This is a genomic window from Mycolicibacterium sediminis, assembly GCF_010731735.1.
Taxonomy (GTDB): Bacteria; Actinomycetota; Actinomycetes; order Mycobacteriales; family Mycobacteriaceae; genus Mycobacterium; species Mycobacterium sediminis.
Map to the genome: position 1 here is coordinate 713,896 of NZ_AP022588.1, position 17,761 is coordinate 731,656.

Sequence of the window (17,761 nt, forward strand, 5' to 3'; positions counted from 1 at the left end):
CCCTGTGCCCTCCCTGCTCCGCCGCGTCGGCCGCTCGGAGACGGCTAACGGGTGGGCGCTGATCAGCCCGGCCATGGTGCTGATCGGCGTCTTCGGCCTACTGCCGGTGCTGATGTCGTTCCAGCTGTCGTTCCAGCAGTCCGACCTGCTGACCCCGCGGACCCCGTGGGTGGGACTCGACAACTACCGCAAGCTCGCCGAGGATCCGGTGTTCGTCGAGTCCATCGGCCACACCATCGTCTACACCGCGCTGTTCGTGCCCGGCACGATGATCGTCGGCCTGCTGGTGGCCGCCGCGATGAACCGGTCGGTGCGCTTCATCTCGGTGTACCGCACCGCCGCCTACATCACGATGGCCGTCTCGACGATCTCGCAGGGCATCATCTTTCTGTGGTTGACCGACCGTGACTACGGCCTGGTGAACGCGGCACTCAACGCGGTCGGCGTCCCGTCGCAGGGCTTCCTCGCCTCGCCGTCGCAGGCGCTGCTCGTCATCGTCGCGATGACGATCTGGGGGTGGACCGGCTTCTCGGTGATCGTGTATCTCGCTGCGCTGCAAGGTGTTCCCGAGGAGCTGCACGAGGCCGCTGCGATCGACGGCGCCAGCGCGTTCACCCGCTTCCGCACCATCACCGTGCCGCTGCTCGGTCCGGCCAACCTCTTCCTGGTGGTCTGGCTGACGATCAACGCGCTGCAACTGTTCGACGAGGTGTACGCCACCACCCGTGGCGGGCCGCTGCGGGCGACGACGGTGATCGTCTACTACCTGTGGGACCGCGCGTTCGTGCACTTCGACGCCGGCTACGCCGCGGCGATGGCGTACGCGCTGTTCGTCGTCATCCTGATCATCACCGCGGTGCAGTTCCGCGTCGCCCGTCGATTCGTGCACTACTCGTGACGACGCAGCGGTTGACCGCCGACGTCCCCGCATCGACCGACCCGGGCCCACCCCCACCGCGACCGAGACGCCGGCGGACGTGGCGCCTGCCGTTCAGTCCGTGGCACCTGGTGCTGATCCCGACCTCGTTCCTGCTGATCGTCCCGCTGCTGTGGATGCTGATCACCTCGCTGGAGACCGAGTCGGAGACCAACCGCTTCCCGCCCGTACTCGTCCCGGAGACACCGCGTTTCGAGAACTACGCGGAGGCCTGGGCGGCCGCGCCGTTCGGTCACTTCTTCCTCAACAGCGCGCTGGTCACCCTGGTCGTCCTGGCGAGCAACCTCGTCGTCTGCAGCCTCGCCGGTTACGCCTTCGCCCGCATCCGCTTCCTCGGGCGCGGCGCACTCTTCGTGACGCTGATGGCGACGCTGATGGTGCCGTTCCAGGTCACGATGATCCCGGTGTTCCTCATCGTGAAGTGGTTCGGCGACAACGTGTGGGCCGGACTCGGGATCGATCACATCGGTGCGCTGATGCTGCCGAACCTCGCGACCGCGTTCGGGATCTTCTTCCTGCGCCAGTTCTTCATGACGGTGCCCGTCGAACTCGAGGAGGCCGCGCGTGTCGACGGCACGTCACGGCTGGGCGTGCTGTTCAAGATGGTGTTGCCGCTGTCGCTGCCGGCGTTGTCCACGCTGGCCGCGCTGACGGTGCTCACCTCGTGGAACGACTTCCTGTGGCCGCTCATCGTGATCACGTCGCAGGACCAGATGACGATCCCGTTGGGCCTGAGCTACTTCCAGGGCGCGCACCACGTCAGGTGGCCGCTGCTGATGGCGGCCAACGTGATGAGCCTGCTGCCGATGCTGCTCGTGTTCATCGGGGCGCAGCGGTACTTCGTGCAATCGGTCGCCAGTACGGGCATCAAGGGTTGAGAGGGTAGGACGTTGGCAGAGGTCGAGTTTCGAGGCGTCACGCGCCACTACCCGGGAGGAACCGTGGCCCTGAAGGGTCTCGACCTCACCGTGGCCGACGGGGAGTTCCTGATCCTGGTCGGTCCGTCCGGGTGCGGGAAGAGCACGGCGCTGCGGTTGCTCGCCGGGCTGGACAAGCCGACGACCGGAGAGATCCGCATCGGCGGCGAGGTCGTCAACGACCTGACGCCCGGCGCGCGAGACATCGCAATGGTGTTCCAGAACTACGCGCTCTACCCGCACATGTCGGTGTACCGGAACCTCGCCTACGGGTTGCGGCAGCGCCGGACGCCGCGCGCGGAGATCGAGCAGCGGGTCCGGGACACGGCGGCACTGCTCGAGATCACCGAACTGCTCGACCGCAAACCGGGTCAGCTCTCGGGCGGTCAGCGTCAGCGCGTCGCGATGGGTCGTGCGCTGGTCCGCAAGCCGCAGGCGTTCCTGCTCGACGAGCCGCTGTCGAACCTGGACGCCAAGCTGCGCAACCAGGTGCGCGGCGACCTCAAGCGCCTGCACCGGGAACTCCCGGTCACGTCGATCTACGTCACGCACGACCAGGTCGAGGCGATGACGCTCGGGGATCGGCTGTGCGTGATGTCGAACGGCGAGGTGCAGCAGATCGGCACGACCGACGACATCTACAACCGGCCGGCGAACACCTTCGTCGCGGCGTTCATGGGTAGCCCGCCGATGAACCTGCTGCCCGGGGTGGTGCGCGACGGCGACCTGCACGTCGGCGGCGCGCGGGTCACCACGGTGACCGAACCCGACGGTCCGGTGACGGTGGGGGCTCGGCCCGAGCACCTGCGGCTTCGGCCTGGCGAGGCCGAGGGCGGCATCCCAGCGAGGGTCGACTTCGTCGAGCCCCTGGGCAGCCACGTGCTGGTGACCGTGCTGGTCGGTGAGACGAAGGTGATCGTTCAGGCGCCGGCGGGCACCGACTACGAATCGGGCACCCGCACGAGCATCATGCTCGCCCCGGAACGCACCTACTTCTTCGACGCGGACACCGGATCGGCCCGACGTACCGGATTACTGACGGTTAGGTAGATATATGGCCTAAGCAAACAAGTGACGGCCACTGGCTCGACCGCCCATGCGGCTTAGTAGCCGTAGCGAAGAAGCTCGGCGTTGGTGATGAGGCGCTCGTGCTTGGCCGGGAACTCCCGGCTCCGCATCGGATGCCGAAGGTATGACCAGGCAATACGCGTCATTCTCGAGCGGTTGAGTGGGCTGTTCGTCACGGTGTTCGCTCCTGGGTCGATCCGGTTGCACCGTGGGGTCACACTTGCTGTACGAACCCCGCAGGACCATTAGACACCTGTGACATGGCTAACACCAAACGGCACGCCGAAACAAAAGTCGGATGTTTTTTAAGTGACTGGTGTTACTTGTGTGACTCGAATCGGCCACTATCCGGCGGCAACCCCGGCCCGCTCGCACCGACAGTGACGCCGTGGTCGTCACCGTGCGGCGGTCACGACCGTGGCTGCCAGCTCGCCGCAGCCGACTGCGCGCAGCCTGATTCCTAGTACCCGAGTGCCCGCCGGATCGCCAGCGCCTGCTCCAGGCTCGGATCCCGCGGAGTGCCCGCCAGCGTCAGGTATCGACCGCCGTCGCCGACCTCGATGCGGACGTCGTCGGGCACGTCGACCACGTCGAGCGGAACGTCGTCGCGGATGTGGGTCATCCATCCGACGCGAACCTGCCGTGGCGTCCGATGTCCCTGCGCCTTATGAAAGGCATAGGTGCACGCGGAGACGTACTCCGGTTGCCACGCACGCACCAGGGCGACGAGGTGGTCGCGGACCACGCGTTGCTCGTCGGGCGAGTTGCCGACCGTTGGGTCGAGTTCGAAGTGGAGATGGTTGCGCAGCGCACGTGGTCCTGCGAATCCACACCTGACGTCGTAGGAGAAGAGCGGGCCGCCTGCGGGGACGACTGGCGCGTCGACGCGTTCGCGCGCGAATTCCAGATGGAACCCGGGCGCGGTTCGGGGGCCTTCGTTGATCCGCTCCGTGACGACTCGAGCGGCCTCCGCGATGGCGTCGAGATCGTCAGCCGGTACCGGGATCAACCGCAATACGTCGTCCGGGAACGATCGCAGGGACCACGGCCCGTACTCGTCGTCGCTCGCGGGAAAGTCGCCCCACGACTTCTGCATGCGTTCGGCCGACTCGTTCGACGTCTCGAACCGCTCACCCCACGAGCCGATGAAACTCAGCGTCATGGCCACCACCCTCGCCGCACCAGCGTCGGGCGCGAACGCCTACCGCTGCGGAGCGGCGGTCGGGCGGATCGGCGCGGGCAGCGCGGACTGGCCCATCAGGTACTTGTCAGCGCCCGCAGCGGCCGCACGGCCCTCGGCGATCGCCCACACGATCAGCGACTGCCCACGGCCCATGTCGCCGGCGACGAACACGCCGGGCACCGAGGTCTGGAAGTCGTCGTTGCGCTTGACGTTGCCGCGGTCGGTCAACTCCACGCTGAGGTTCTCGAGCAGACCCGTCTTCTCCGGCCCGACGAAGCCCATCGCCAGCAGGACGAGGTCGGCCTCGAGTTCGAAGTCGGAGTCCTCGACCTTGACGAACTTGCCTTCTCTCATTTCGACCTCGTGCACCTTGAGCGCGGTGACCTGGCCGTCCCTACCGACGAATTCCTCGGTGTTGACCGAGAAGACGCGTTCGCCACCCTCTTCGTGCGCGGACGACACCCGGTACATCAGCGGGTAGGTCGGCCACGGCGTCGACTCGGCGCGGGTCTCCGGCGGCCGCGGCATGATCTCGAACTGGTGGACGCTGGCCGCGCCCTGACGGTGCGAGGTGCCCAGGCAGTCGGCGCCGGTGTCGCCGCCGCCGATGATGACGACCTTCTTGTCCTTGGCGGTGATCGGCGGCTCGCCGTCCTCGCCGACGACCGGGTCGCCCATCTGCACGCGGTTGGCCCAGGGCAGGAACTCCATGGCCTGGTAGACGCCCGTGAGTTCGCGGCCGGGGATCGGCAGGTCGCGCCAGTCGGTGGCGCCGCCGGCCAGCACCACGGCGTCGTGGTCGCCGCGCAACTGCTCGACGGTCACGTCGACGCCGACGTTGACGCCGGTGCGGAACTTCGTACCCTCGGCCGCCATCTGCTCGAGGCGACGGTCGATGTGGCGCTTCTCCATCTTGAACTCGGGGATGCCGTAGCGCAGCAGGCCGCCGATGCGGTCGGCCCGCTCGAAGACCGTGACGTCGTGGCCGGCGCGGGTGAGCTGTTGCGCGGCAGCCAGACCCGCGGGACCGGACCCCACGACGGCGACCTTCTTGCCGGTGAGCCGGTCCGGAGGCAGCGGCACCACCCAGCCCTCGGCGAAGGCGTTGTCGATGATCTCGACCTCGACCTGCTTGATGGTCACCGGGTCCTGGTTGATGCCGAGGACGCACGACGCCTCACACGGCGCCGGGCACAGCCTGCCGGTGAACTCCGGGAAGTTGTTGGTGGCATGCAACCGCTCGATGGAGTCGCGCCAGCGGTCCCGGAACACCAGGTCGTTCCACTCGGGGATCAGGTTCCCCAGCGGACACCCGTTGTGACAGAACGGGATCCCGCAGTCCATGCAGCGGGCAGCCTGGTTCTGGAGCGTCTCGTGGGAGAACTCCTCGTAGACCTCGTTCCAGTCGCGCAGACGCAGGTCGACCGGCCGACGCTGCGGCGTCTCGCGGTGGGTGTGCTTGAGGAACCCGCGCGGATCAGCCACCGGAGGCCGCCATGATCGCCGTGCCCACGTCTTCGCCGGCGGCCTCGGCCGCGGCGATCGCATCGAGCACACGTCGGTAGTCGCGCGGCATCACCTTCACGATGTTCTTCACTTCCCCATCCCAGTCGGACAGAATGCGTTGGCCCACGGTCGAATCGGTGTTCTCGACGTGCGCGGCGAGCGTGCTGCGCAGCCAGTCGACGTCCTCGTCGTCCAGCGCCTCGAGTCCCACCATGTCGGTGTTGAGGTTCTCGTCGAGAGCCCCGTTCGGGTCGTACACGTAGGCGATGCCGCCGGACATGCCCGCGGCGAAGTTGCGCCCCGTCGGCCCGAGGATCGCGACCCTGCCGCCCGTCATGTACTCACAGCCGTGGTCGCCGACGCCCTCGACCACCGCGTGGGCGCCCGAGTTGCGCACCGCGAACCGCTCGCCCACCTGGCCGCGCAGGAACGCCTGACCGCTGGTGGCGCCGAACAAGATCACGTTGCCGGCGATGATGTTGTCCTCGGCGACGTAGTCCGCGGGCGCGTCCTCGGCGGGGCGGACCACGATCCGGCCACCGGACAGCCCCTTGCCGACGTAGTCGTTGGCGTCACCGAACACCCGCAGCGTGATGCCCTGCGGGACGAAGGCGCCGAAGCTGTTGCCGGCAGACCCGTCGAACGTGATGTCGATGGTGCCGTCCGGAAGCCCCTGTCCGCCATACGCCTTGGTGACCTCGTGGCCGAGCATGGTGCCGACGGTGCGGTTGACGTTCGCGATCGACGTCCGGAAACTCACGGCCGCCCCCGTGTCCAGGGCCTCGCGGCACTGCACGATGAGCTGCTGGTCGAGCGCCTTGTCGAGTCCGTGGTCCTGGCGCGAGCTGCAGTACAGGTCCTGGTTCATGAACGCCGACTCGGGCTCGTGCAGCACCGGCGCCAGGTCCAGCTTGTGCGCCTTCCAGTGTTCGGCGGCCTTGGTGGTGTCCAGCGCGCCGACCTGGCCGACCATCTCGTTGACGGTGCGGAAGCCCAACTGGGCCATCAGCTCGCGGACTTCCTCGGCGATGAACATGAAGAAGTTCTCGACGAACTCGGGCTTGCCGTTGAACCGTTCCCGCAGGACCGGGTTCTGGGTGGCGACGCCGACGGGGCAGGTGTCGAGATGGCAGACGCGCATCATGATGCAGCCCGACACCACGAGCGGAGCGGTGGCGAAGCCGAACTCCTCGGCGCCGAGCAGTGCGGCGATCACGACGTCGCGACCGGTCTTGAGCTGGCCGTCGACCTGCACGACGATGCGGTCGCGAAGTCCGTTGAGCAGCAGCGTCTGCTGGGTCTCGGCGAGCCCCAGCTCCCACGGTGCGCCGGCGTGCTTCATCGACGTGAGCGGCGTCGCGCCGGTTCCGCCGTCGTGGCCGGAGATCAGCACCACGTCGGCGTGCGCCTTGGACACGCCCGCGGCGACGGTACCGACGCCGTTCTCGCTCACCAGCTTCACGTGCACGCGGGCACCGGGGTTGGCGTTCTTCAAGTCGTGGATCAGCTGCGCCAGATCCTCGATCGAGTAGATGTCGTGGTGCGGCGGCGGCGAAATCAGCCCGACGCCGGGCGTCGAGTGCCGCACCTCGGCCACCCACGGGTACACCTTGTGCCCCGGAAGCTGGCCGCCCTCACCGGGTTTCGCACCTTGGGCCATCTTGATCTGGATGTCGGTGCAATTGGTCAGGTAGTGGCTGGTGACGCCGAAGCGGCCCGATGCGACCTGCTTGATGGCGCTGCGCCGCCAGTCACCGTTCTCGTCGTACTCGAAGCGGTTGACGTTTTCGCCGCCCTCACCCGAGTTCGACCGGGCGCCGAGGCGGTTCATCGCGATGGCGAGCGTCTCGTGCGCCTCCGCCGAGATGGACCCGTAGCTCATGGCGCCGGTGGAGAACCGCTTGACGATGTCGGCGGCCGACTCGACCTCGTCGATCGAGATCGGCTCGCGCTGACCCTCGCGGAACTTCAGCAGTCCGCGCAGCGACGCCATCCGGGTGCTCTGGTCGTCGATGAGCTGGGTGTACTCCTTGAAGATCGAGTACTGCCCGGTGCGGGTCGAGTGCTGCAGCTTGAACACCGTGTCGGGGTTGAACAGGTGGTACTCACCCTCGCGGCGCCACTGGTACTCGCCGCCGACCTCGAGTTCGCGGTGCGCGCGCTCGTCCGGGCGGTCCAGGTAGGCCAGCGCGTGCCGGGACGCGACGTCGTCGGCGATGTCGTCGAGGTCGATGCCGCCGACCGGGCAGTACAGGCCGGTGAAGTACTCGTCGAGCACCTCCTGGCTGATGCCGATGGCCTGGAACAGCTGGGCGCCGGTGTAGGAGGCCAGCGTCGAGATGCCCATCTTGGACATCACCTTCAGCACGCCCTTGCCGGCGGCCTTGACGTAGTTGGCCTTGGCCTGGTCGCTGCTGATGCCGGTGATGACTCCGCGGTCGACCATGTCCTCGATCGACTCGAACGCCATGTAGGGGTTGATGGCCGCGGCGCCGAAACCGACGAGTGCGGCCATGTGGTGCACCTCGCGGGCGTCGCCGGCCTCGACGACGAGACCGACCTGGGTGCGGGTGCGGTCGCGGACGAGGTGGTGGTGCACGGCGGCGACGGACAGCAGCGACGGGATGGGCGCCATCTGCTCGTTGGACTCGCGGTCGGACAGCACGATGATGCGGGCACCGTCGCGGATGGCGGCCGACACCTTGGCGCGGACGTCCGACAGCGCCTCCTGCAGGCCCTGCCCACCGCGGGCGACCGGGTAGAGGCAGCGGATCACCGCGGCACGCAGGCCGTGCTTGTGACCGCGGATCTCGTGATCGGGGTCGACGCAGATCAGCTTCGACAGCTCGGCGTTGCGCAGGATCGGCTGGGTGAGCGCGATCTGGCGGCACGACTCGGCGGTCGGGTTCAGCACGTCGCCCTCGGGTCCGACGGTGCCGGACAGGCTGGTGACGACCTCTTCGCGGATCGCGTCCAGGGGCGGGTTCGTCACCTGGGCGAACAGCTGCTGGAAGTAGTCGTAGAGCATCCGGGGACGGGCCGACAGCACGGCCACCGGGGTGTCGGTGCCCATCGACCCCAGCGCCTCGGCACCGGTGCGCGCCATCGGCGCGACCAGCATGTTGAGTTCCTCGTAGGTGAACCCGAACGCCTGCTGGCGGAGCACGACGCGGTGGTGCGGCATCCGCACGTAGTCGCCCTGGGGCAGGTCCTCGATGTGGAACAGCCCGGCGTCGAGCCACTCCTGGTACGGCTGCCCGGTGGCCAGCTCGGCCTTGATCTCCTCGTCGGCGACGATGCGGCCCTGCGCGGTGTCGACCAGAAACATGCGGCCCGGCTGCAGACGCATCTTCTGCACCACGGTGGACTGGTCGAGGTTGAGGACCCCGGCCTCCGACGCCATCACGACGAGGCCGTCCTCGGTCACCCAGATGCGGGAGGGGCGCAGACCGTTGCGGTCGAGCACGGCGCCGATGACGGTGCCGTCGGTGAAGCACACCGAGGCCGGGCCGTCCCACGGCTCCATGAGCGATGCGTGGTAGGCGTAGAACGCGCGGCGGGCCGGGTCCATCGACTCGTGCCGCTCCCACGCCTCGGGGATCATCATCAGGACGGCGTGCGGCAGGCTGCGGCCGCCGAGGTGCAGCAGTTCGAGGACCTCGTCGAAGCGCGCGGTGTCCGATGCGCCCGGGGTGCAGACCGGGACGATCTTGTCGATGTCCGCCTCGGACCCGAAGACGTCGGTCTTGATGAGCGCCTCGCGGGCGCGCATCCAGTTCTCGTTGCCGGTGACCGTGTTGATCTCGCCGTTGTGCGCGACGCGGCGGAACGGGTGCGCCAGCGGCCACGACGGGAACGTGTTGGTGGAGAACCGGGAGTGCACGATGCCCAGCGCGCTCGTCATCCGCTCGTCCTGCAGGTCGAGGTAGAACGCCTTGAGCTGCGGGGTGGTCAGCATGCCCTTGTAGACGAACGTCTGGCCGGACAGGCTCGGGAAGTACACGGTCTCGCGGCCCGGGCCGTCCTGGCCGGGACCCTTGGTGCCGAGTTCGTGTTCGGCGCGCTTGCGGATCACGTACGCCCGGCGCTCCAGGTCCATGCCCGACGCGCCGCCGATGAACAGCTGACGGAAGGTCGGCATGGCGTCGCGCGCCAGTGCGCCGAGCGACGAGTCGTCGGTCGGCACGTCGCGCCATCCGAGCACGTCGAGCCCCTCGGCCTCGGCGATCTTCTCGACCGACTCACAGGCGGCCGCGGCGTCGCGCGACGACTGCGGCAGGAAGGCGATGCCGGTGGCGTAGCTACCCATCTCGGGCAGTTCGAAGTCCACGGTCGCGCGGAAGAACTCGTCGGGAACCTGCAGCAGGATGCCCGCGCCGTCGCCGGTGTTCGGCTCGGCACCCTGGGCCCCGCGGTGTTCGAGGTTCACCAGTGCGGTGATGGCCTTGTCGACGATGTCGCGGCTGCGACGTCCGTGCATGTCCGCAACCATGGCGACACCGCAGGCGTCGTGCTCGTATGCGGGGTTGTAGAGCCCGCTGGGCACTGCTCCCACTGGCATCCACCTGACCTTTTCTCTTCACGCGTGTGCGCAGCACGGGCCGGTACCTCCGCCGAAGGGCGTCGTGTGCCGGCTGGGCGATGTGAGTGCCTGTGTGCAGCACTGAACGACGGGCTTTCTTCCCACTCGCCTCGAGTGGTGAAACGATATGACAAACACCGCCTGACATGCCAACTTAGTACGACCTAACCCCGGGGGCACTCACGCGCGGCGGGACCGACCGCCCGACTGGCCGCCTCGGGGCTTCTTCCGTTGCGCTGGTGCGAGTTTGGCGCGACGCCGCCGACAGCGGTCGAATGCGGCCATCCGGAACCACCGGACCGGACCGGCGGAAACCGTTTGCCACGGTCCCCACGCGGGGCCACCATCATGGCGAATGCGGATTCCGTGGTTTGCCATAAAGCCTGCTCGTATTCTTAGATTCGGCCCTGAGCGTAGTGCCGGCGGCGACGAGGTCAAGATCACGTCGAACGACTGGAAAGCTCAACCGCGACAACGCATTTCACCGATACAAAGACCCTCTCGCCGACCCTGCCACGCGTGACCCGGGTAGCACGCGTCACACCATACGGGTGGGGGGTACGGCGGGCCGTGGTCGCCCAGGAAGGGTGTAGCCGATGCGGCACCACGCGGCGAACACGCCGATAGGCAGATTTCGGGTCGTCACCCTCGAGGAGGGCGGCGATCGGTGCGCGGCCACACTGCCCCTGAGCGGGTTGTCGAATCCGGTGACCGGGGCTCCGAGCCTGGGACCTCTGGCAATTCTGGTCGACCACGTCGGCGGGCTGCTCAACCACCACCGACGCAACCAGGACGAGTGGACCGTCTCCAGCGAACTGTCCCTGGACCTGGCTCCCGACGCCGCCGCGGTGGTCCTGGCCGCCCATGACCAGCCGGTGCTGGCCGTCAGCCGTCCGCTGGGCGGCAAGCACGCCACCGCGGTCGCCGAGTGCGAACTGGTGCTCGACGGCATCGCGATCGGCAGCGGGACGGTCAGATCGTTCTACGTCGACAGCCCCGGCGAGTTCGCCGAGTCGCCCGGACGGGTCGAGGACCACGACTAGTTGTGCGGCCTCGCCGCGATGATGGCGGCAGGCCCCCCGGTCGTCGACGACCGCACCGTGGTCCTCCCGCAGCTGGTCGACCCGGTGATCGACAACAGCATCGGCGTGGTGCACGGCGGCATCGCCTCGACGGGCCTGGAGGTCGTCGCGTCGGCCGCCGTCAACGCCGGTCGCCGGGACGATCCGCTCGTCACGGCGTCGCTGCGGGTGAACTTCCTGCGTCGGTTCGTCGCGGGAGGCAGTGAACCGGGCAGCCAAACCCGTTACGTCGGAAGCACATTGCGCGTCGGCAGGCGCAGCGGCGTCGCCGACGCGCAGGCCATCGGATCGGACGGCAAGATCGCCCTCACCGCCCGGTTGACCGCCTACCGCTGCTAGCATCCGGCCATGCCAGAGGCGCGGAAACCCGCCGGCGCCGTCGGCGCCTTCATCCGAGGCTCGGGCTACCTGCGCAAGTGGCTGATCCTCGGCATCGCCATCGGCATCATCGCCGGACTGGGCGCCGTGACGTTCTACCTCGCGATGGACTACACCGGACGGTTCCTGCTCGGTCATCTCGGCGACTACGACGTGCCGACGGCCGACGGGGACGGCGGCGATCCCGGGGACGCCGGCTTCGCACGTCCGTGGGCCATCCCGCTGATCGTCATGGGGGGCGCTGCCCTGTCCGCGCTGATCGTCGCGAGGTTCGCACCCGAGGCGGAGGGGCACGGCACCGACAGCGCCATCGAGGCCGTCCACACCGATCCGCGGGCGATCCGCGCGCGGGTGGTCCTGGTGAAGATGATCTCCAGCGCGTTGACCATTGGATCCGGCGGGTCGGCGGGCCGGGAGGGCCCGACGGCGCAGATTTCCGCGGGTTTCGGATCCCTGCTGACCCGACGCCTCGACCTGTCCGACGAGGACGGCCGGGTCGCGGTGTCGATCGGCATCGGATCGGGCATCGGCGCCATCTTCGGCGCACCGCTCGGCGGGGCGGTGCTCGCGGCGTCGATCGTCTACCGCTCCGACTTCGACTACAAGTCGCTGGTGCCCGGGTTCATCACCTCGGCCACCGCCTATGCGGTGTACGGCTCCATCCTGGGGTTCGACCCGCTGTTCGGGTTCGTGGTGCCGGACTACCGATTCGATGCCGCGGACCTGCCGTGGTTCGCGGTGATCGGGATCGTCGCGGCAGCGGTCGGATACCTCTACGCGCGGACCTTCTATGCCACCGTCGCGCTGACGAATCGGCTGCCGGGCAACAAGGTGATCAAGCCGGCGGTCGGTGGGCTCCTGGTCGGCCTGATGGCCCTCGTCATCCCCCAGATCCTGTCCAGCGGCTACGGCTGGGCGCAGCTCGCCTCGGCCCGGGACACCCTGCTGACGATCCCGTTGTGGATCGTGCTGATCCTGCCCCTGGCCAAGATCGTCGCCACGTCGCTGACCGTCGGCACCGGAGGCTCCGGCGGCATCTTCGGTCCGGGCATCGTCATCGGCGCCTTCGTCGGGGCGGCGGTGTGGCGGCTCGCCGACCTGACCGGCCTGCCCGGGGTGCCCGACGGTCCCGGCGTGTTCGTGGTGGTGGCGATGATGGCGTGTTTCGGCAGCGTCGCGCACGCCCCGCTCGCGGTGATGATCATGGTGGCCGAGATGACGGGCTCGTTCTCGGTCGTCCCGGGCGCGATGATCACCGTGGGCATCGCCTACATGCTGATCAGCCGCACCGACGTGTCGGTCTACAAGGCGCAGCGCCTCGACCGCGAGACCGCGGGCGAATAACCGGTGTTCACCGGTTTCCCCGAGGCCGCCCTCGACTTCTACGACGACCTCGAGATCGACAACACGAAGTCGTTCTGGAAGGCCCACGAGACGCAGTACCAGGAGTGCGTCCGTGCGCCGATGGTGGCGTTGACCGACGCACTCGAGCCGAAGTTTGGTGCTGCCAAAATCTTTCGGCCGTTCCGCGACGTTCGGTTCGCGAAGGACAAGACGCCCTACAAGACCCATCAGGGCGCGTTCGTCGGAGCGGGACCGGCCTGCGGCTGGTACGTCGAGATCGCGGCGCGCGGCTTCCGCACCGGAGCCGGGTTCTACGACGCGTCCGCCGCCGACCTCGCGCACATCCGCACGGCGATGGTCGACGAGGCGAAGGGCGCAGCGCTGGAACGGATTCTGGCCAAATTACGGAAGGGCGGCTTCGAGGTCGGCGGGGACCGGCTCAAGACGGCACCTCGGGGGTACGACGCCGCCCACCCGCGAATCGAGCTGCTTCGGCACAGGTCACTCACCGTCACCCGTGACTACGGCTTCCAGCCGGTGATCCACACCGCCGAACTCGTCGACGCGGTCCGCTCCGACTGGACCGCCGCCCGGCCGCTGGTGGAGTGGATCTGCCTGCGCCTCGGTCACTGAGTCCACGGCGGACACGACACGGGCCCGCACCGACTGGTGCGGGCCCGTCCGTGAACAGCTGTGGAGCGGTCGTTACTTGCTGGCGCCGTTCGAGTTCTCCTTGGCGGACTGCGCCGCGCCCTTCTCGGTCTTCTCGCCCTCGGTGACGAGCTGGCCACCGGAGTTCTCGAGGTGCGCGCGCACGAACCACTGGAACTTCTCGAGTTCCGCGGAGTGCCCGATCAGCATGTCGTTGGTGATGGGATCGGGATCCTCGGTCGCGTCGATGACCTCGCGGGTGCTGGAGATCACGCCGTCGTAGACGAGGTCGAGGGCAGCGAGGTGCGCCTGCACCGTGTCGCGGCCGATCGAGTAGTCGTCCCAGGTGCGGTCCTTGAGGATCGCGCCGGGGGTGCCCTGCGGCGACGCACCGAGGGTGGCGATGCGCTCGGCGACCTCGTCGGCGTACCCGCGCACCAGGTCGACCTGGGGGTCGATCATCTCGTGCACGCCGATGAAGTTCGGACCCACGACGTTCCAGTGGATGTGCTTCAGCGTCAGGTGCAGGTCGTTGTAGGCACTGAGCTGCTTCTGCAGCAGTCCGGCGACCTTTTGGCCATCTTGGGCGGACATTCCGGGCACGGTGAATTGAGTCATCGTGTTACCTCCTAGTGGTTCGGTACTCCTCAGCTACCCGCGCCACGCGCCCGCTAACCCCCGAGTGATCTAGATCGTCCGGAGGTCCGGGATCGCCAACCGTGGACCGAACCGCGGGTTGCGCGCCAACCCGCTCACCTCGAGCAGGCGGACGGCACGCTGACGGTGCGGGCGAAGCGGTTCGAGGAGGACGAGCATGGCGGCGTCGTCGATCCGGCGGCCGAGCAGCGTCGACCCCACCATGTTGGAGAGGTGGTAGTCGCCGACCGACAGTGCGTCGGCGTCACCCCAGGCCCGCTGGGCGGTCTCGGCCGTCGTCCATTCACCGACGCCCGGCAGTGACTGCAGCGCGATACGGGCGTCCGCGCTGACGCGGCTCGAGAGCCGTTCCAGCGAGTCGCTGCGCTGAGCGCACAGCACCACGGTCCTCGCCCGGCCGGGATCGACGTTGGCCAGGTGGAACTCCCAGGACGGGATGCGCCGCCACACGTCGGCGGGGGGCGGCACCCGCATCCGTGCGGGTGCCGGGCCCGGAGCGGGCGTGCCGAACTTCGTCACCAGCAGCCGCCACGCCCGGAACGCGTCCTTGCCCGTGACGCGCTGCTCGAGGATCGCCGGTATCAGCGCCTCGAGCACCCGGCCGGTCCGACCGATGCGCAGGTGCGGGACGCGCCGGTACGCGGCCGCGATCGTCTCCTCGTCGGGCGCGAAGCCCGTCGTGTCGTCGTGTAGCCCGAGCAGGTCGGGCAGCCCGTGCAGGAACTCGTCGGCGCCGTCGCCCCACGCCGTGCACTCGACCGCGTCGCGCCCGACCTTCGCGATGTGCGCGGTGACCGGACCGCTGTCCTGCAGGCTCGTCTTCCAGATCGCGCCGTCGATCGACTGGTAGCAGGGGTCCCCCGGGCCGCGCCGCTGTGGGGACAGCGTCATGGCGGGGCTCACGGGTCCTCCGAACACCACCGTGCGGCGGACCGGGCCTGCGTTCACGCCTCCATCTTGGCAGGTGGCGGCGACGTCGCGGTCAGCTCGACGGGCCCACGGCGACGTCTGCCTTCTCGGCGTAGAACGCCACGTGACCGGCGATGGCCCCAACGGCCTCGTAGGGCTGCTCGTAGGTCCAGATGGCGTCCTCGACGGTCGTGCCGGCGACGGTCACGTCGAAGTAGTTGGCCTCACCCTTGAAGGGGCAGTAGGTGGTCGTGTCGCTGCGGCGCAGGACGGTCTGGTCGACCGCCGCGAACGGGACGTACTGGACGACCGGGTAGGTCGACTCCCGCAGCGACAGCGCCGCATCGGTCTCGGCGACCACGGTGCCCCCGATGCGCACGACCACGCGCCCGTCGGTGGGGGTGACGGTGATCGGGTGCTCGGCGGTGGGCTGGAGGACCTGGCGTTCGCTCATGTGAACGTCAACGCGGCCGGACCCGCCCGGGATTCCTCCCGCGCTGGCTACGATCGCGCCATGACGCTCGCCGCCCCCGCCGACGCAACCGCCTCCGTCACCATCGCCGCGACTCCCGCGCAGGTGTACGCCCTGATCACCGACCTGCCGACGATGGGCGAACTCGGCGCGGAGGTGAACTCGCTGCACTGGCACCGGGGCGACCGCGCGGTGCCGGGTGCGGTGTTCAAGGGACGCAACCGCAACGGCACCCGATCCTGGACCACCACCTGCTCCGTGACCGACGCCGAACCGGACCGGGTGTTCGCGTTCGACGTGAAGAGCGTCGTCATCCCCGTCGCGCACTGGCGCTACGAGATCGAGGCCGCCGAGGGTGGCTGCACCGTCACCGAAAGCACCTGGGACCGGAGGCCCGGCTGGTTCGTCACGCCGGGCGGCATCGCGACCGGAGTCCGGGACCGCACGTCGGCGAACGCCGAGCACATCCGGCAGACCCTCGAGCGGCTGAAGGCGCGCGCCGAGGCGTGAGCGCTCGGGCCGTGTCAGGCCCCGGTCTGCCTACTCGCCCGCTTGGCTTCGCGCAGGCCGACCCAGAAGCGGGCTGCCTCCCGTATCGACGTCTCCACCGGGGTCGGCTGCCACCCGAGTTCGCGTGCCGCCTTGCCGCAGTCCACCGGCGCCTCGGCGCGCATCAGCCGCAGGGAGTTGATCGACAAGCGCTGGTCGGTGCCCGTCAGCCGGCCCTTGAGGCTGCCGAGCGCGGCCATCGCGTACGAGACGGGCAGCGGTATCGACCTCGTGGGCGCCGGTACGCCGGCCGCGTCGGCGGCGATGCGCACGACGTCGGCGTTGCTGATCATGCGGTCCGAGATCAGGTAGCGCTCCCCCACCCGGCCCTTCTCGGCGGCGAGGATGAGCGCGCGTGCCGCGTCGGTGACGCCCACCGCCTCGAGTTCGATGCCGCCCATCACGAACGGCAGCTTGCCGAACGCCGCACCGGCGATGATCGCGCCGTGCGGCGTACGGCCCCAGTCGCCTGCGCCGTAGGTGGTGGACACGCACATCGCGACGGCGGGCAGGCCGCGGTCGCGGGCATACCGGAGGACCAGGTTCTCGGCCGTGACGCGGGACCGGACGTAGGCGGTGAGGCGCCTGTCGTCGACGTCGGCGATCACGTCGGCCTCGGTGGCCACCCTGCCGCGCCGCCGATCGACCGTCGCGTAGCTGCTGGTGAAGACGAACCGGCGCAGACCGACGGCGATGTCCGGTTCGACGGCGACGTCGAGCACGTTGCGCGTGCCCTCGACGTTCGTGCGGAACAGCGGCGCCGGGTCGCGCAGCCACCCGCGGGTGTCCACCACGCAGTAGTAGACGTCGTCGACCCCGGTCATCGCGGAACGCAGGACGTCGTCGTCGAAGACGTCGCCGACGAACCGCGTCACGGCGAGATCGTCGATGCCGACGGTGTTCGCGCCGTCGCGCACCATCACCCGGACGTCCTGCCCGTCCCCGACCAGCAGTCGGGTGACGTGCGAACCCAGGTACCCGTTCGCACCGATGACGAGCGACGTCACGCCGGTCCGCCCATCTGTGCGCCGACCCTGGTCATCCACTTCTCGGCCTCGTCGGGCAGGGTGCCGAGTTCGGCGGCCTTGCGGCACCACTTCATGGCGGCCGAGACGAAACGCAACGGGTTGTAGACGTCCTCCTGCCTGCGCCACTTCCCGTCGCCCGCATAGGTGACGATCGAGATGTTGGTGGCGGTGATGATGGTGCCGTCGCCGGGGTCCCGCATCGGATTGTCGAGTTCGCAGAGGACGCGGTCGGCGTCCTCGTCGTACACCGTCCACAGCGATGGGAACGACGTCATGTGGTTGCCGGGGAAGTTCTCCATGGTCTGCCAGATCCACGGCCGCACCTGCTCGCGGCCACGCATGGTGCCCGCCGCGTGCTCGACGTAGACGACGTCGTCGGTGTACTGGTCGACCCACGAATCCCAGTCCCGCGTCTTGGCGGCGTGGTCCACGGTCTGCTCGAACCTCGCGAACGCCTCGACCAACTCGTCACGGGTGAAGGTGCCTCCGGTCACACCC

At 68.7% G+C, this 17,761-nt stretch carries 16 protein-coding genes; 8 read left to right on the forward strand and 8 right to left on the reverse strand.

Features of this window, described 5'->3' with window-relative positions:
* Positions 1-4: 4 nt before the first annotated feature.
* From G6N64_RS03505 to G6N64_RS03515, 3 genes are read left to right on the forward strand one after another with little or no spacing between them, the layout of a single operon-like run.
* Positions 5-898, forward strand: a complete 894-nt coding sequence (locus G6N64_RS03505) for a carbohydrate ABC transporter permease (RefSeq protein ID WP_246230915.1) — start codon at positions 5-7, stop codon at positions 896-898.
* Positions 895-1,815, forward strand: a complete 921-nt coding sequence (locus tag G6N64_RS03510; RefSeq protein ID WP_174266752.1) for a carbohydrate ABC transporter permease — start codon at positions 895-897, stop codon at positions 1,813-1,815. Before G6N64_RS03505 ends, G6N64_RS03510 begins: the two co-directional genes overlap by 4 nt.
* A 12-nt stretch (positions 1,816-1,827) precedes the next feature.
* Entirely contained in the window at positions 1,828-2,904 is a 1,077-nt protein-coding gene (locus G6N64_RS03515; protein ID WP_163795621.1) for an ABC transporter ATP-binding protein, read from the forward strand.
* A gap of 478 nt (positions 2,905-3,382) precedes the next feature.
* Here the strand turns inward: G6N64_RS03515 and G6N64_RS03520 are convergent, their stop codons facing one another.
* Genes G6N64_RS03520 through gltB form a run of 3 tightly spaced genes read right to left on the reverse strand, consistent with a single transcriptional unit; the run spans position 3,383 to position 10,172 of the window.
* Positions 3,383-4,084, reverse strand: a complete 702-nt coding sequence (locus tag G6N64_RS03520) for a hypothetical protein (protein ID WP_163795622.1) — start codon at positions 4,082-4,084, stop codon at positions 3,383-3,385.
* A 39-nt stretch (positions 4,085-4,123) separates the two neighbouring features.
* Positions 4,124-5,590 (reverse strand): glutamate synthase subunit beta, encoded by a 1,467-nt coding sequence (locus G6N64_RS03525; RefSeq protein WP_163795623.1) that lies wholly within the window; start codon positions 5,588-5,590, stop codon positions 4,124-4,126.
* On the reverse strand, positions 5,583-10,172 hold the full coding sequence (gene gltB, locus G6N64_RS03530; RefSeq protein ID WP_174266753.1) for a glutamate synthase large subunit: 4,590 nt from the start codon (positions 10,170-10,172) through the stop codon (positions 5,583-5,585). Before gltB ends, G6N64_RS03525 begins: the two co-directional genes overlap by 8 nt.
* 617 nt (positions 10,173-10,789) lie before the next feature.
* On the opposite strand from gltB, the gene G6N64_RS30595 reads away from it, so the two are divergent.
* Genes G6N64_RS30595 through G6N64_RS03545 form a run of 4 tightly spaced genes read left to right on the forward strand, consistent with a single transcriptional unit; the run spans position 10,790 to position 13,630 of the window.
* Positions 10,790-11,236, forward strand: a complete 447-nt coding sequence (locus tag G6N64_RS30595; protein ID WP_308206644.1) for a hotdog family protein — start codon at positions 10,790-10,792, stop codon at positions 11,234-11,236.
* Positions 11,237-11,614: a PaaI family thioesterase gene (locus G6N64_RS30600; RefSeq protein WP_308206645.1), complete on the forward strand. Its 378-nt coding sequence runs from the start codon at positions 11,237-11,239 to the stop codon at positions 11,612-11,614.
* 9 nt (positions 11,615-11,623) lie between these two features.
* Positions 11,624-12,997, forward strand: a complete 1,374-nt coding sequence (locus tag G6N64_RS03540; protein WP_163795624.1) for a chloride channel protein — start codon at positions 11,624-11,626, stop codon at positions 12,995-12,997.
* A 3-nt stretch (positions 12,998-13,000) separates the two neighbouring features.
* Positions 13,001-13,630: a DUF2461 domain-containing protein gene (locus G6N64_RS03545; RefSeq protein WP_163795625.1), complete on the forward strand. Its 630-nt coding sequence runs from the start codon at positions 13,001-13,003 to the stop codon at positions 13,628-13,630.
* A gap of 72 nt (positions 13,631-13,702) precedes the next feature.
* Here G6N64_RS03545 and G6N64_RS03550 read toward each other — a convergent pair whose 3' ends face one another.
* The 3 genes from G6N64_RS03550 to G6N64_RS03560 all read right to left on the reverse strand — a co-directional run bounded on the left by G6N64_RS03550 (position 13,703) and on the right by G6N64_RS03560 (position 15,668).
* Positions 13,703-14,266, reverse strand: coding sequence for a Dps family protein (locus G6N64_RS03550; protein WP_163795626.1), 564 nt, complete (start codon positions 14,264-14,266; stop codon positions 13,703-13,705).
* A 69-nt stretch (positions 14,267-14,335) separates the two neighbouring features.
* Positions 14,336-15,196, reverse strand: a complete 861-nt coding sequence (locus tag G6N64_RS03555) for a DNA-3-methyladenine glycosylase family protein (RefSeq protein ID WP_163801416.1) — start codon at positions 15,194-15,196, stop codon at positions 14,336-14,338.
* Positions 15,197-15,287: 91 nt separating this feature from the next.
* Positions 15,288-15,668 (reverse strand): DUF427 domain-containing protein, encoded by a 381-nt coding sequence (locus tag G6N64_RS03560; RefSeq protein ID WP_163795627.1) that lies wholly within the window; start codon positions 15,666-15,668, stop codon positions 15,288-15,290.
* A gap of 60 nt (positions 15,669-15,728) precedes the next feature.
* On the opposite strand from G6N64_RS03560, the gene G6N64_RS03565 reads away from it, so the two are divergent.
* Positions 15,729-16,196, forward strand: a complete 468-nt coding sequence (locus G6N64_RS03565; RefSeq protein WP_163795628.1) for an SRPBCC family protein — start codon at positions 15,729-15,731, stop codon at positions 16,194-16,196.
* Between the two features lie 14 nt (positions 16,197-16,210).
* Here G6N64_RS03565 and G6N64_RS03570 read toward each other — a convergent pair whose 3' ends face one another.
* Positions 16,211-17,242, reverse strand: coding sequence for an NAD-dependent epimerase/dehydratase family protein (locus tag G6N64_RS03570; RefSeq protein ID WP_163795629.1), 1,032 nt, complete (start codon positions 17,240-17,242; stop codon positions 16,211-16,213).
* On the reverse strand, positions 17,239-17,757 hold the full coding sequence (locus G6N64_RS03575) for a nuclear transport factor 2 family protein (RefSeq protein WP_163795630.1): 519 nt from the start codon (positions 17,755-17,757) through the stop codon (positions 17,239-17,241). Before G6N64_RS03575 ends, G6N64_RS03570 begins: the two co-directional genes overlap by 4 nt.
* Positions 17,758-17,761 lie beyond the last annotated feature (4 nt).

Excerpts from the sequence above, each read along its gene's own strand:
- G6N64_RS03520 (WP_163795622.1), bottom strand. The coding sequence starts at position 4,084 with ATGACGCTGAGTTTCATCGGCTCGTGGGGTGAGCGGTTCGAGACGTCG.
- gltB (WP_174266753.1), bottom strand. The coding sequence starts at position 10,172 with ATGCCAGTGGGAGCAGTGCCCAGCGGGCTCTACAACCCCGCATACGAG.
- G6N64_RS30595 (WP_308206644.1), top strand. The coding sequence starts at position 10,790 with ATGCGGCACCACGCGGCGAACACGCCGATAGGCAGATTTCGGGTCGTC.
- G6N64_RS03540 (WP_163795624.1), top strand. The coding sequence starts at position 11,624 with ATGCCAGAGGCGCGGAAACCCGCCGGCGCCGTCGGCGCCTTCATCCGA.
- G6N64_RS03550 (WP_163795626.1), bottom strand. The coding sequence starts at position 14,266 with ATGACTCAATTCACCGTGCCCGGAATGTCCGCCCAAGATGGCCAAAAG.
- G6N64_RS03555 (WP_163801416.1), bottom strand. The coding sequence starts at position 15,196 with ATGACGCTGTCCCCACAGCGGCGCGGCCCGGGGGACCCCTGCTACCAG.
- G6N64_RS03560 (WP_163795627.1), bottom strand. The coding sequence starts at position 15,668 with ATGAGCGAACGCCAGGTCCTCCAGCCCACCGCCGAGCACCCGATCACC.
- G6N64_RS03565 (WP_163795628.1), top strand. The coding sequence starts at position 15,729 with ATGACGCTCGCCGCCCCCGCCGACGCAACCGCCTCCGTCACCATCGCC.